Here is a 13,881-nt window from a genome sequence, read left to right on the forward strand (position 1 = left end):
CCTTACGAAGGGACCTGGGCCGCAGGACGGAGGCGGGGGCCGTGGCGCGCGGACACCGCCCGCTCGGACGAGACGTGACATCGCCCGGCCCGGTCTAGCCGCGCGTGGCACGAAGTGCCACCATGGAGGCGGTCCGGGGACGCCGTCAGGGTGCCTCGAGATGACAGAAGGAGCCGTTGCGATGACGCAGCTTTCGGCTGCCCACGAGCAGTCTGCGGAGGGCGCCCTCAAGCGCACCGACAGCAGCAAGGCGCTCTACGGAGGCAAGAGCACCCGCCGTATCACGGTGCGCGACATCACCGCCGCCAAGGAGCGCGGCGAGAAGTGGCCCATGCTCACCGCCTACGACGCGATGACCGCGTCGGTCTTCGACGAGGCCGGCATCCCGGTGATGCTCGTCGGCGACTCGGCGGGCAACTGCCACCTGGGGTACGAGACGACCGTGCCCGTCACGATGGACGAGATGACGATGCTGTCCGCCGCGGTGGTCCGGGGCACCTCGCGCGCCCTGATCGTCGGCGATCTGCCCTTCGGCTCCTACCAGGAGGGCCCCGTGCAGGCCCTGCGCTCGGCGACCCGCCTCGTCAAGGAGGCCGGGGTCGGCGCGGTGAAGCTGGAGGGCGGCGAACGCTCGCACCGCCAGATCGAGCTGCTCGTGGAGTCCGGCATCCCGGTCATGGCGCACATCGGCCTGACCCCGCAGTCCGTGAACGCCATGGGCTACCGCGTACAGGGCCGCGGCGACGAGGCCGCGCACCAGCTGCTGCGGGACGCCAAGGCGGTGCAGGACGCCGGCGCGTTCGCCGTCGTCCTGGAGCTGGTCCCGGCGGAACTGGCCGCCGAGGTCACGCGCACGCTGCACATCCCGACCGTCGGGATCGGCGCCGGTCCGGAGACCGACGCGCAGGTCCTCGTCTGGACCGACATGCTCGGTCTGACCGGCGGCCGGGTGCCGAAGTTCGTCAAGAAGTACGCCGACCTGCGCCAGGTCATGGGCGACGCGGCGAAGGCGTTCGCCGAGGACGTGGTCGGCGGGACGTTCCCGCTGGAGGAGCACTCCGTCCACTAGGACCCAGAGCCACTGCGGCACCGAGGCGACCCGTCGATCTTCCCCCGTCGACGGGTCGCCGCCTTTTCGCAGCTGCCCCGGGCCGGCGGACCGCGGCCCTTCCCGCGTCCCCCGCCCGCTTCACCACGCCGACGGAGCGCCCCACCCCCTTCCGCGTCTCCCGTGGCGACGGCCGCCCCCTTCCGCCTCTCCCGTGGCGACGGACCACCGCACCCTCGCGCCTCTCCCGTGGCGACGGACCACCGCCTTCGCGCGTACGCATCTCCCGCGTACGCACCCCTCCCGCATCCCCAGCTCTCGCATGCGCGTCGTCCCGGGTACGCGGCGGATTCCCGGGTCCGCGCCCGTGTCGCGGGGCCGGACGGCGGTGCGCCGTCGGCGGCCTGTCGGTGTGCGCCGGACGGCGCCGGCGGGCTGTCGGTGGACTGTCGGCCGGTTGTCGGTGGCGGCTGACACCTTGGTCGGCATGACGCGAATCGACAAGAACCCCCGAGAGGGCGCCGGCGCCGCGAGCGCCGTCACCGTACGGGGGCTGGTCAAGCACTACGGCGAGACCAAGGCGCTGGACGGCGTGGACCTGGACGTGCACGAGGGCACCGTCCTCGGGGTGCTGGGTCCCAACGGCGCAGGCAAGACCACCCTCGTCCGCTGCCTGTCCACCCTCATCACCCCCGACTCCGGGCACGCCACCGTCGCCGGTTACGACGTGCTGCGCCAGCCCCGCCAGCTCCGCCGGGTGATAGGCCTCACCGGCCAGTACGCCTCGGTCGACGAGAAGCTCCCCGGCTGGGAGAACCTCTACATGATCGGACGGCTGCTCGACCTGCCCCGCAAGGTCGCCCGCCGTCGCGCCGACGAGCTCCTGGAGCGCTTCTCGCTCACCGAGGCGGCCCGGCGCCCGGCCGCCACGTACTCCGGCGGGATGCGCCGCCGACTCGACCTCGCCGCCTCCATGATCGGCAACCCGGCCGTCCTGTACCTGGACGAGCCGACCACGGGCCTCGACCCGCGCACCCGCAACGAGGTGTGGCACGAGGTCAAGCGCATGGTCGCCGAAGGCGCCACCGTGCTGCTCACCACCCAGTACATGGAGGAGGCCGAACAGCTGGCCTCCGAGCTGACGGTCATCGACCGCGGCAAGGTCATCGCGAACGGCCGGATCGACGAGCTGAAGGCCCGCGTCGGCGGCCGCACGCTGCGCGTCCGCCCGGTGGACCCGCTCGAACTGCGGCCGCTGGCCGCGATGTTCGACGAGCTGGGCCTCACCGGCCTCGCCGCGACGACCGTGGACGCCGAGACCGGCAGCGTGCTCGTGCCCGTCCTCAGCGACGAGCAGCTCACCGCCGTGGTCGGCGCGGTCACCGCGCGCGGCATCACCATCGGCTCCATCTCCACCGAACTGCCCAGCCTGGACGAGGTGTTCCTGTCCCTCACCGGCCACAAGGCCTCCGCCCCGCAGGACGAAGCCCCCGCCCCCACCCCCGAGGAGGTCGCCGTATGAGCGCCGGCCAGTCGCCCACCGCCACTCTCGCGAAGAGCGGCTCCGCCGCTCCCCTCCCCCCTGTCCCCGATGCCCCCGATGCCCCCCTCGCCGCCGAGGGCGACTCCCGCATCTCGCCCCGCGCGCACGCCCGTCACATCGGCGCCCTGGTCCGCCGCAACCTGCTGTGGATCCGCCAGGACCCCGAGTCGATGTTCGACGCCGTCCTGATGCCGGTCGTCTTCACCCTGCTGTTCGTGTACGTCTTCGGCGGTTCCATCGGCCAGTCGCTCGGCGGCGGACAGCAGGAGTACGTGCAGTACGTGGTGCCCGGCCTGATGGCCATGATGGGCATGAACATCGCCACGGCCGTCGGCACCGGCTTCAACCAGGACTTCCAGAGCGGTGTCATGGACCGCTTCCGCACCCTGCCGATCGGCCAGGGTTCGGTGCTCTTCGCCAAGATCGTGGTGGAGCTGATGAGGATGCTCGTCGCGACGACGATCCTCATGATCGTCGGCGTGCTGGTCGGCTTCGACATCGAGAACTGGCCGGGTCTGTTCGCGGCCGTGGGACTCGCCACCCTCTTCGGCTCGGCCCTGATGTGGATCTTCCTGGTCCTCGGTGTGACGATGAAGAGCGCCCAGTCCGTGCAGGCGATGGGCTTCCTGGTCCTGATGCCCCTCCAGTTCGGCTCGTCGATCTTCTCGCCGACCGGGACCATGCCCGGCTGGCTCCAGAACTTCACCGACTACAACCCGCTGTCCTCGCTCGCGGACGCCGCGCGCGGCCTGATGGTGGGCGGCCCGGTCACCCACGACCTGTGGGTCACCCTCGGCTGGACGGCGGCCCTGACGCTGGTCATGGCACCGATCGCGATCCACAAGTTCCGCACCAAGAACTGACCCTGCGGATCCACCGGTTCGCCTCAGACAAGGGCGGCGGCCTCCTGCGCGGAGAGCCCGCCGCCCTCGGCGTACGCGGTCTCGTACGCCGCGTCGTCGAGCACGGCGCGCACACCGGCCTCCGCCTGCGCGCGCACCTCGTCCTCCATCGGGCCGGTGAAGTGGCCCGGCGGCAGCAGGTGGTCGGCGGCTCCGAGGAGCCGGGCCGCCTCACGGACCCGGCTGCCGCCGTCCAGGCCGGTCAGGGCGATGGCGGCAGTGGTCAGTTGTGCCGAGGTCATGTGCGGCGCGATCATCTGCGACAAGGGGTCCATGGACCGGGACAGCGCCTTGCGGACCTTGGCCAGGGCGCTCTCGTGCCGCCCTTCGACCGCGTCCAGCCAGCCCTCCACGCCGAGCACGAAGCCCTCGAAGACCACGAAGGTGGCCGCCGCGAAGTCCTCGCGCAGCCGCCGCATCTGTTCGCGCGCCTCGGCGATCCGGCCGGTCCGGCCGAGCCACATGGCGAGGAAGAGCCGGGCCGCGGGCATCGCCTCGTTGAGGGCGCCGTGACCGTCGGCGAGGGCGTCGCGCAGCATCCGTTCGCCCCGCTCGTGCTCCCCCAGTTCGATGTACACACCGCCGAGCCGGACGCTGAGCACCGCCATCTGGGCGTGCGCGCCCAGCCGCTCGGCGTACCCTCTCGCCTCCGTGTAGTCCGCGGCGGCGGCCGCGTAGTCGCCCTTGCGTTCGTTCGCCTCGCCGCGCGCGGACAACGCCTCGGCGGCGCCCCAGGCGTCGCCGATCGCGGCGAAGATCTCCAGCGCCTCGTCCGCGTCGCGGGTGGCGTCGCCCGCCAGGTCGGCCCGGTTGGCGAGGACGTTGGCGCGCATCTGGAGGGCGACCGCGAGTTCCCACTCGAAGCCGAGCTCGCGGCAGGTGGCGACCGTCACCTCGACGACCTCGCGCATCCGGTCGAGGTCGCCGGTCAGCAGGACGGCGTAGAACCAGAGGTTGCCGGGGCTGCGGCAGGTCTGCGGGAGGCCTGGACGGTAGGTCTCGCTGATGACATGAAGTTTCGCCTGGGCCTCCGGGGTCTGCCAGGCCTCCATGTCCATGTCCATGCAGGCGAGATGGACGAGATGCACTCCGCGCCGGGCCTCGGTGAGGACGTCCGGGCGCATCGGCGGCGGGGCGTCGGTGCAGCGCTCGTGCAGCGGCTTTGCGGGGCGCGGCGGCGGTGCGAACGGGTCCGGGCCGAGGGCCATGACCTCGCGGGACCAGGTGCGGGCCTCGACGCGCTGGTCGCGGATCTGCCAGTACCAGTTCAGCGACAGGACGAGGCAGATCGCCTCCTGTTCGTCGCGCTCGGCGACGGCGTGCCGCAGGGCGGTGCGCAGGTTCTCGTACTCGCGCTCCAGGCCGGCGATCGCCGCCGCCTGGCGGGGGCCGCGCAGCTCCGGGTCGGTGGTGCGGGCCAGCTCGCGGTAGTGGGTGAGGTGGGCGCGCTCGGCGACGGCACGGTCGCCGCACTCGTCGAGGCGCTCGCCCGCGTACTCGGCGACCGTCTCCAGGAGCCGGTAGCGCATCTCCCCGTCGGCGCCCTCCCCCTCCGCGGTGGGCGCCGCGACGACGAGGGACTTGTCGACGAGCGAGCCGAGGGCCTCCAGCGCCGTGTCGCCGCAGACGGCCTCCGCCGCGGCGAGGTCGCAGCCGCCCGAGAACACCGACAGCCGCCGCAGCACGTCCCGTTCGTCCGCGTCGAGGAGGTCCCAGGACCAGTCGACGACGGCCCGCAGCGTCTGCTGGCGCGGCAGCACGGTACGGCTGCCGGAGGTGAGCAGCCGGAACCGGTCGTCCAGCCGGTCGGCGATCTGCCGCGGGGTGAGCATCCGCAGCCGGGCGGCGGCGAGTTCGATCGCGAGCGGCAGGCCGTCGAGGCGACGGCAGATCTCGGCGGCGGCCTCGGCGTCGTCCTCGACACGGAAGCCGGGGCGGGCGGCGGCCCCGCGGTCGGCCAGCAGCCGCAGCGCGACGGGTTCCGGCAGCGGTTCCACGGGGCGCAGCAGCTCCCCCGGTACGCCGAGGGGTTCACGGCTGGTCGCGAGCACCGTCAGCCCGGGGCACCGTTCCAGGAGTTCCTCCACGAGGTGCGCGGCGGCGTCCACGACATGCTCGCAGTTGTCGAGGACGAGGAGCATGCGGCGCTTGGCGCAGTGCTCGGCGAGCCTGGTGAGCGGGTCGTCGTGCCGGTCGGCCACGGCGCGCATCTCCTCGGCGCCCGCACCGCGCAGCACGGTCTCGCGCGCGCCGACCGCGGTGAGCACGGCCTCGGGCACCGCCTCCGGGTCGTCGACCGGCGCGAGCTCGGCCAGCCACACCCCGTCACGGGCCGCGTACGCCACGGACTCCGCCGCCTCCTGGGAGAGCCGGGTCTTCCCGGCCCCGCCGGGACCGAGCAGCGTCACGAGCCGGGCCGCCGCCAGGTCTCCGCGGATGGCGTCGATGTCCGCCTCCCGCCCCACGAAGGACGTGAGCCGGGCCCGCAGATTGCCGACGGCCGGGTTCGCGGGCCGGGCGCGGGAGGGGACGCCGGAGCCGGGGGTGCGGGCTGTGCCGCCGTCGACGGGGGTGGCGCGACCGGCGCCGCCGAACGCGCTGCCGGGGGCGAGGGGCACGCCATCGGGTATCGGGAGCACGCCTTGCGGCGCGCCGGCGTGGGACTCCGCGGGGGTGCCCGTCGCGGGCGAGCCTGCGGCGGAGGTGCGGTCGACGTGCCGTACGGCCCCGGCGTCCGCGCCGTGGTGACCGACGGCCCGGGCCACGTGCCGGGACGCGGCACCGTGCGACCCGTCGGCACCGTGCGACCCGTCGGCACCGTCCGCCCCTTCCAAGCCGTCCGCGGGCCGGGCCGCGGTCGCGTCCAGGTGCCGGGCCGTCGCGCCGTGGGCGCCCGCGGCAGTGTCCGGGTGTCCGGCCGCCGTCCGGTACCGGCCGCCGGTACGGTCGGGGCGCCCGGGTGCGGGAGGCGGGGTGCCGAGGCGCTCGCTCCCGGCGCGGGGCGCGTACGGGCCGCTGTCGTGGGACGGGGCGGATGGGGCCGGCCGCGGTGCGTCGAGGAGTTCCCGGTGCAGGGCGCGCAGCTCGGGACCGGGGTCCGAGCCCAGGCGGTCGGCGAGGAGCCGGCGTACGGACTCGTAGGCGGCCAGGGCCTCGGCGGGGCGGCCCGCTGCGCGCAGGGCGCGCAGCCGCAGGGCGTGCAGGGGTTCGTCGAGGGGGTGACCGTCGCACAGCGCGGTCAGCTCGGGCAGGACCTGCTCGGCGTGGCCGAGGGCGAGCGCCGCGCCGATCCGGGCGCGCCGCACGTCGAGCCGGCGCGTCTCCCAGCGGGCCGCCTCCGCGGCGCGGTCCGGGAGGTCGGCGAGAGCGGGCCCCTGCCACAGGGCGAGGGCGTCGTCCAGGACGGTCGTGGCCTTCGCGGGATCGCCGTCGGCGAGCGCGCGGGTGCCCTCCCCCGCGAGCCGCTCGAACCGGTACAGGTCGACGTCGTCGGCCAACGCCGCGAGCCGGTACCCGCCGTCCGCCGACTCCACCGCGTCCGGTCCCAGTGCCCGGCGCAGCCGCCCCACCAGGGCCTGCAGCGCGCCGGGCGCGTCCGCGGGCAGATCGCCGTCCCACACCTCGTCGACCAGGACGGCCGGGGTCACGGTCCGGCCGGGGTGCAGCGCGAGCACGGTCAGCAGGGCACGCAGCCGCGCCCCGCCGACCGGGACGGGCGTGCCGTCGGGGCGGAGGGCCTGCGTGGTGCCGAGGATGCGGTAGCGCACGGGGTCCATTGTCTCCGGTGGTCTCAGGTACGGAGGTCCGGCACCTCGAGTTCGGCCAGGACACCGCAGCGGCCCTCGCCGAACCACTTCGGGCTGCTGTCGGCGGTCTCCAGCGAGCGCGACTGCGGCACCGGCTCCAGGATGCGCGAGCCCGGGTCCGTCTCGGCGAACTCCTGACGCACCACGCGGATCGCCCGGACCGTGCCGGTGGTCTCGGGCCACCGCCCGCCGTGGCGCTCGACGGTGAGCATGCCGACCGCCCTGATCCACCGCTCGGGCCCGTCCGGAGGTTCGCCGCTCAGCGCGGCCGTGAGACCGTCGTCCCCACGCAGCGTGGCGACCGCGCCCCCGTCGGCGTCCTCGTCCCCGTCATGGTCCCGTACGGTCTCGACGGGACCCGACAGCTTGCTCAGCTCCTCGTACCAGCCGCCGCCCAGCACGTCGTCGCAGGACACGAGCAGCAGCGGCAGGCTCACCTCGTCGCCCACCGAGAAGGGCGTGCCGCAGCACTCCATCTGCCAGTCCGCGTAGAACACCCACCATCGCGCCATGACCCCACCCTCCCCGGAACCAATGCCCTGCCGCGAGACGTTTTCCGCCCGAGCCCGGTACGGTCGGGCAGGCCCGAAGCAGGTGCGTACCCGTCCCGACAGTCCAGGGAGCCCCATGACCGCCGTCGCGTCCCGCCGCAGTGAGCGGAGGATCAGCCCCGTCTTCCTCGGGATCGTGGCCGTCATGGCGGTGACCGGGTGGGCCGCCTGGACCGGCTTCGCCGAGGAGCCCGGCGTGGCCGTGTTCCTCTTCGTCACGTCCGGCTGGATCGTCTCCCTGTGCCTGCACGAGTACGCGCACGCGCGCACCGCCCTGCACAGCGGCGACATCTCGATCGGCGCGAAGGGCTATCTGACGCTGAACCCGCTGAAGTACACGCACGCGCTGCTGAGCATCGTGCTGCCGGTGATCTTCGTGATCATGGGCGGGATCGGTCTGCCGGGCGGCGCGGTCTTCATCGAGCGCAGCCGCATCCGGGGCCGCTGGAAGCACAGCCTGATCTCCGCCGCGGGTCCCCTGACGAACGTCCTCTTCGCGCTCGTGTGCACCGCACCGTTCTGGCTGCACGCCCTGGACGGCGTGCCCCCGGTCTTCCAGTACGCGCTGGCGTTCCTGGCGCTGCTCCAGGTCACGGCCGCGATCCTGAACTTCCTGCCGGTGCCGGGCCTGGACGGGTACGGCGTGATCGAGCCCTGGCTGTCGTACGGCGTCCGCCGGCAGGTCGAGCCGTTCGCGCCGTTCGGTCTGCTCGCGGTCTTCGCGGTGCTGTGGATCCCGTCGGTGAACCACGTCTTCTTCGACGCGATCTACTCGATCCTCGGCGGTCTGGGCATCGACGACGTGCAGCGCTACTGCGGCCAGAACCTCTACCGCTTCTGGGACGGTGTCGACCAGTACTGCACGGTCAGCCGGTGACGGAACCGCCGGCCGCCCGGCCGGCCCGGGCGCGCCGCAGGTAGTACCAGGCCATGTTGGACGTGAGGCCCGCCAGCAGCACCCACACGATCCCGAGCCAGCTGCCCTGGACGAAGGAGACCACGGCCGCGGCGACGGAGAGGACACAGACGACGAGGGCGTACAGCGCGAGGCGGGGCATGGGGGTCGGCTCCTGTCGGGGGGACACTGCTGGCCCACCAGTGTCCCCCACACGAGGTCGACGGCCGTCACCCGCCGGCCCGCGTGGGCCCCGGGGCCGGGACAGCCGTCGTCCCGGGCACCGTGAGGGCGCCCGACGGCCTAGACGTCCGTGACCCGCAGGCCCGCGTGGGCCTTGTAGCGCCGGTTCACGGAGATCAGGTTGGCGACCAGGGACTCGACCTGGTGGGCGTTGCGCAGCCGGCCGGCGAAGACTCCGCGCATGCCGGGGATGCGGCCGGCGAGCGCCTGCACGATCTCGACGTCCGCCCGCTCCTCGCCGAGGACCATGACGTCGGTGTCGATCACATCGATCTCCGGGTCCTCGAGGAGGACGGCGGACAGATGGTGGAAGGCGGCCGTGACCCGGGCGTCGGGCAGCAGGGCGGCGGCCTGCTCGGCGGCGCTGCCCTCCTCGGGCTTGAGCGCGTAGGCGCCCTTCTTGTCGAAGCCGAGCGGGTTGACGCAGTCGACGACCAGCTTGCCGACGAGCTCCCCGCGCAGCGATTCGAGGGTCTTGCCGTGACCCTCCCAGGGCACGGCGACGATCACGATGTCGCTGCGTCGCGCGGTCTCGGCGTTGTCGGCGCCCTCGATGCCGTGGCCGATCTCGTCGGCGGCGGCCTGCGCGCGCTCCTCGGCACGCGAGCCGATGATCACCTTCTGGCCGGCGCGGGCGAGCCGGTAGGCGAGGCCCTTGCCCTGCGGCCCGGTGCCGCCGAGCACGCCGACGACGAGCCGGGACACGTCGGGAAGGTCCCAGGGATCCTTGGCGGGAGCCTTCTGTGCACTGTCAGTAGAGGTCATGGGCCGACTTTACGTGCGTGGTCCGCGACCGAGCGGGTCAGGTGAGGGCGGTCACGGGGATGCGCCGGAAGGCGATCGTCTCGTACGCGCCGAAGTCACCCGTCTCGTAGAGGAGTCCGACGGTCGCGGCGTCGACGCGGACGAGGTCGGAGTAGGCGGCGGGCAGTCCGTCGACGGTGTGGGCGGTCCGCCAGGTGGTGCCGCCGTCGGCGGAGACGCGCACGGTCATCAGGGCGCGGAAGTCGGGGTCGGCGGGCCCCGAGTACAGCAGCAGGTCCGGGTCGCGGAGCTGGAGGACGCTGCCCTGGACGACGGCCGTGACGATCCCGGCCTGCGGGCGGAACGGCTTCTCCAGGGTCCTGCCGCCGTCGCGGGAGTGCGCGTCGGCGCGGTTGCCGGGCGACGGGGAGTCGTTGCGGGTGTTGAAGTAGACGCGGCCGTCGGGGAGTTCGGCCGCGGTCGTCTCGTTGACGTTGATGTAGCCGTTGGTGTTCTCGTCGATGTAGCCGAGGTACCAGGTCTGACCGCGGTCGTCGCTGAGGAGGCAGTGACCGCTGTTGTACTTCGCCTCGGTGCCGGTGTCGGTGCCGGTGGGCGGAAGGGTGTGGTTGGCGGGGACGACCACGCGGCCGCCGGCCAGCTGGATCGCGTGGCCGGGCGTGGTGGCGTACCAGCGCCAGCCCGCCTTCTTGACCTGCGCGGTGATCTCCTTCGGCGCCGACCAGGTGAGCCCGTCGTCGTCGCTGTGCTGCACCCACACGCGCCGCCCGTCGGCCGGTTTCACCTCGCCCCGCAGCAGAGCGTCCTCGCTCGCGCCGGCCGCGCTGCGGACGTGCACGAGCAGGACGCGGCCGGTGTCGAGGACGACGGGCGCCGGGTTGCCCGCGAGGTTGCTGCCGTTCTTGGCGACGGCCCGGAGCGGGCCCCAGGTGCGGCCGCCGTCCGTGGACCGCTTCAGCACGATGTCGATGTGGCCGTGGTCGTGCGCGGAGGCGACCCGGCCCTCGCAGAACGCGAGGAGGGTGCCCGCGCCGGTGACGACGACCGCGGGGATCCGGAAGCTGGCGTAGCCCTCGCGGCCGGCGCGGAAGGGGGTGCTCGGCGCGGACTCCGTACGGGGGGCGGGGTCGGTGCCGGGGTCGGTAGCGACGTCCGTGCCGGGTTCGGTCAGCCCGCTGCTGGGTGCGGCGGACGTCCCGGTGGTCGGCTCGGTCATGGCGGGCTCCTCGCGTTCCTGGGGCGGCCGGTGATGGGGGCCTGTGCCCAACTCGGGCGAATTCGTGGTGAACTCCGGGTCACGAGTGGCCGTTTGAGGCAGGATCGACCGCATGGATGCCGTACGGGTCGCGTTGCTGCGCGAGGTGCTCGCCGGGACCGAGTGGCTGGGCGCCACGCGGCGGTTCGGCGGGGCGCTGCGGGGCTCCGTCGTGTCGCACGGGGGCGGGCTGCTGCTGGTCGGCACCGAGGAGTACGAGCCCTGGCACCTTGCCGCGCACCTGATGGACGAGGCGGCGTGGTCGGGGACGCCGGAGCTGTCGCCGACCCTGGTGCGGCACGGGGCCCGCGCGTCCGATCCGGCCCACCTCGCCGTGGGGCTGGGCCGCGTGGAGGCGGCGCGGCGCGGGGAGACGCTGCTCGTGGTGGCGCCGGGCTCGACCGGGGCACCGCTGCTGGAGCGGCTGCACGGCGCGCGGAGGGCCGGGGCGACGGTGCTGGCCCTGTCCGCGGACGATCCGGAGCTGCCCGCGCTGGCCCATGAGTCGCTCGCCGTGCCGGCGGACCCCGAGCTCGACCTCGACACCGTGCAGCACCTGGTCAGCGCGGCGGCCGGGGAGAACGCGCTGCCCTCGCCACGAAGGCCCCGGCGCTTTCGCGACCGCCTCTCCCGCCTCGCGGACCAGCTGACGGCGCCGCCGTCGTACCGGTGGTAGCGCTGGGCCGCTCTCCGCGTCGGCCCCCGCGCCGCCGCCAGGGCGGCCCCGGCATCGCTGCCGGACGGTGACGGCCCGGGCGTCGCTGCCGGACGGTGACGGCCCGGGAACGCTGTCCCACCGTGACGCCTGGGAACGCTGTCGCGCGATCGCCGCAGGCCGACGCCCGGGGAACGCTGTCGCGCGAAGGCATCCCGGGAACGCCGCCGCACGGTGACGGCACGGGTCCGATGTCGCACGGTGACGGCACGGGTCCGGTGTCGCGCCGGCGGTGGTGCGGGGTTGCTGCGCGCGGCCGGGCGGCCTGGAAAAGCGGTTGCTCCGCTCCGCGCATCCGCCGAGCATGGCCCGTTGTGGCCCCCTCCTCCCGACTCCGCTCCCTGCTGCCCGATCTCGCGCCGTGGCGAAGCTCCGCCGACTTCCGACGCCTGTGGGTGGCGGGGCTGATCACCAACTTCGGCAGCTTCCTGACCTTCGTCGCGCTGCCGGTGCAGATGAAGGACCTGACCGGATCGGCCGTGGCGGTGGGCGCGCTCGGGGCCGTCGAGCTCGTGCCCCTGGTGGTGTTCGGCCTGTACGGCGGCGCCCTCGCCGACGCGCTGGACAAACGGAAACTGATCCTCCGTACCGAGGCCGGGCTGGGCCTGCTGTGCGTCGCGCTCCTGGTGAACGCGTCGCTGCCGCACCCCGCGGTGTGGCCGCTGTACGCCGTCGCCGCGCTGTCCTCCGCGCTCGTCGCCGTCCAGCGGCCCGCACTCGACTCGCTCCTGCCGCGGATCGTGGCCCACGAGCATCTGCCGGCCGCCGCCGCGCTCAACTCCCTGCGCTGGACCGTGGGCGGGGTGGCGGGCCCCGCGCTCGCCGGCGTCGTCGTCGCCTACGCCGGGCTGGGCTGGGCGTACGCCGTGGACCTGGCGACCTTCGCCGTGTCGGTGACGCTGGCCGTGGGGCTGGCCGCGTCGCCCGCCTCGCACGAGGCGGCCAGGCCGTCCCTGCGGTCCGTCGCGGAGGGCGCGCGATACGCGTGGAGCCGCAAGGAGCTGCTCGGCACGTACGCGCTCGACCTCGCGGCGATGTTCCTCGCGATGCCGCTGGCGTTGCTGCCGTTCCTCGCGGACGAGTTGGACGCGGAGTGGTCGCTGGGGCTGATGTACGCCGCGGTTCCCGCCGGGTCGCTGCTGGTGAGCCTCACCAGCGGGTGGACCTCCCACATCCACCGGCACGGGCGGATGGTCGCTCTCGCCGCGGCGTGCTGGGGCCTCGCCATGGCGGCGGCGGGGGTCGTGCACAACGTGTGGCTGGTGCTGCTCTTCCTGACGCTCGGCGGCTGCTGCGACATGGTCAGCGGGATCTTCCGCGCCGCCATCTGGAACCAGACGATCCCGGACGAGCTGCGTGGGCGGCTCGCCGGGATCGAGCTGTTGTCGTACTCCGCCGGGCCCCAGCTCGGGCAGGTCCGCGCCGGTGGCATGGCCGCGTGGGCCGGCGTGCGGACGTCGATCTGGGCCGGTGGGCTGCTCTGCGTGGGGGCGGTGGTGATGCTGGCCGCGTTCCTTCCGAAGCTGATGACGTACGACGTCCGGACGAATGAGCATGCTGTGCGGATGCGGACGGTGCGGGGGGCCGAAGCGGGCGCGTCGCTCTGAGCTCCGGGTGGGCTGCCGGGGCCCGCTGGTCCGGGGGCCGTTGTCAGGGCCCCGTTGCCGGCGGCGCCGCCGGGTGCGGGTGGGCTGCCGCCGGTTCGCTCACCCGGGCGTCCGGCGCCAAGGCCCCGTCACGCGGGGGCGCCGCAGGTTCTCTCCCACCCGCACCGCCCGGAATCCTCGCCCGACAGGCTCGGCTCGCCCCATCGGCGGCCGGGGCCCGTCGGCGGGAGCGGGTGCCTGGCAGCTGTCCCCGGATCCAAGGGGTGGCGGTCGCCGGTCAGCGGTCCTCGGGGGCCTGCTGCGTGTCCGACGCGTCGTGCCACTTGGGGTCGGTTTCCCATTCGAGGTTCCGCTCGCGCGCGGTCTCCATCGCGTGGGCCGCCTCCTCGCGGGTGGCGTACGGCCCGAAGCGGTTCTTGGCCGGGCACTCGGGGCCTTCCTCGACCTTCTTGTGCTCCAGGCAGTAGTACCACTCGCCGGGCTTGCCGACGGTCCGCTTCTTGAACAGGGCCATGACCGGCTCCTTTCGACACGGACATGGTCCCCCATGC

The 13,881-nt window shown here is 73.9% G+C and carries 12 protein-coding genes; 6 read left to right on the forward strand and 6 right to left on the reverse strand.

All coding sequences use genetic code 11. From position 1 onward, the window contains the following. The first annotated feature begins 181 nt into the window (after nt 1-181). The 3 genes from panB to H305_RS45640 all read left to right on the forward strand — a co-directional run bounded on the left by panB (nt 182) and on the right by H305_RS45640 (nt 3,454). A complete protein-coding gene (gene panB / locus H305_RS0113080; protein WP_028800793.1) occupies nt 182-1,069 on the forward strand; it encodes a 3-methyl-2-oxobutanoate hydroxymethyltransferase in 888 nt (295 codons plus the stop codon). A 466-nt stretch (nt 1,070-1,535) separates the two neighbouring features. Continuing rightward, a complete protein-coding gene (locus H305_RS0113085; RefSeq protein WP_028800794.1) occupies nt 1,536-2,570 on the forward strand; it encodes an ATP-binding cassette domain-containing protein in 1,035 nt (344 codons plus the stop codon). Continuing rightward, the gene (locus tag H305_RS45640) at nt 2,567-3,454 is read left to right on the forward strand and encodes an ABC transporter permease (protein ID WP_078629023.1); all 888 of its coding nucleotides are present in this window, start codon (nt 2,567-2,569) and stop codon (nt 3,452-3,454) included. The genes H305_RS0113085 and H305_RS45640 overlap by 4 nt, the downstream gene beginning before the upstream one ends. A gap of 23 nt (nt 3,455-3,477) precedes the next feature. Here H305_RS45640 and H305_RS0113095 read toward each other — a convergent pair whose 3' ends face one another. Continuing rightward, nucleotides 3,478-7,269: an AfsR/SARP family transcriptional regulator gene (locus H305_RS0113095; protein WP_037763743.1), complete on the reverse strand. Its 3,792-nt coding sequence runs from the start codon at nt 7,267-7,269 to the stop codon at nt 3,478-3,480. A gap of 14 nt (nt 7,270-7,283) precedes the next feature. After that, complete coding sequence (locus H305_RS45645) at nt 7,284-7,811, reverse strand: DUF6578 domain-containing protein (RefSeq protein ID WP_037763745.1); 528 nt, start codon at nt 7,809-7,811, stop codon at nt 7,284-7,286. 115 nt (nt 7,812-7,926) lie between these two features. On the opposite strand from H305_RS45645, the gene H305_RS0113105 reads away from it, so the two are divergent. Next, nucleotides 7,927-8,727: a site-2 protease family protein gene (locus tag H305_RS0113105; RefSeq protein WP_028800796.1), complete on the forward strand. Its 801-nt coding sequence runs from the start codon at nt 7,927-7,929 to the stop codon at nt 8,725-8,727. Here H305_RS0113105 and H305_RS0113110 read toward each other — a convergent pair. The 3 genes from H305_RS0113110 to H305_RS45650 form a co-directional block, all read right to left on the reverse strand. Then, nucleotides 8,717-8,959 (reverse strand): hypothetical protein, encoded by a 243-nt coding sequence (locus tag H305_RS0113110; protein WP_234020770.1) that lies wholly within the window; start codon nt 8,957-8,959, stop codon nt 8,717-8,719. The genes H305_RS0113105 and H305_RS0113110 overlap by 11 nt on opposite strands. Before the next feature lie 89 nt (nt 8,960-9,048). Further along, complete coding sequence (gene npdG / locus H305_RS0113115) at nt 9,049-9,753, reverse strand: NADPH-dependent F420 reductase (RefSeq protein ID WP_028800798.1); 705 nt, start codon at nt 9,751-9,753, stop codon at nt 9,049-9,051. A gap of 37 nt (nt 9,754-9,790) precedes the next feature. Further along, a complete protein-coding gene (locus H305_RS45650; RefSeq protein WP_078629024.1) occupies nt 9,791-10,969 on the reverse strand; it encodes a sialidase family protein in 1,179 nt (392 codons plus the stop codon). Between the two features lie 112 nt (nt 10,970-11,081). Between H305_RS45650 and H305_RS0113125 the strand changes: the two genes are divergently transcribed. Next, nucleotides 11,082-11,684 (forward strand): hypothetical protein, encoded by a 603-nt coding sequence (locus H305_RS0113125; RefSeq protein WP_028800799.1) that lies wholly within the window; start codon nt 11,082-11,084, stop codon nt 11,682-11,684. A 353-nt stretch (nt 11,685-12,037) separates the two neighbouring features. Continuing rightward, nucleotides 12,038-13,330, forward strand: a complete 1,293-nt coding sequence (locus H305_RS0113130) for an MFS transporter (protein WP_028800800.1) — start codon at nt 12,038-12,040, stop codon at nt 13,328-13,330. Nucleotides 13,331-13,607: 277 nt separating this feature from the next. On the opposite strand, the gene H305_RS0113135 is transcribed toward H305_RS0113130, so the two are convergent. Continuing rightward, nucleotides 13,608-13,844, reverse strand: a complete 237-nt coding sequence (locus tag H305_RS0113135; protein ID WP_028800801.1) for a hypothetical protein — start codon at nt 13,842-13,844, stop codon at nt 13,608-13,610. Nucleotides 13,845-13,881: the final 37 nt, after the last annotated feature.

The sequence above is a fragment of the Streptomyces sp. 142MFCol3.1 genome (genome assembly GCF_000424945.1).
Classification (GTDB): domain Bacteria; phylum Actinomycetota; class Actinomycetes; order Streptomycetales; family Streptomycetaceae; genus Streptomyces; species Streptomyces siamensis.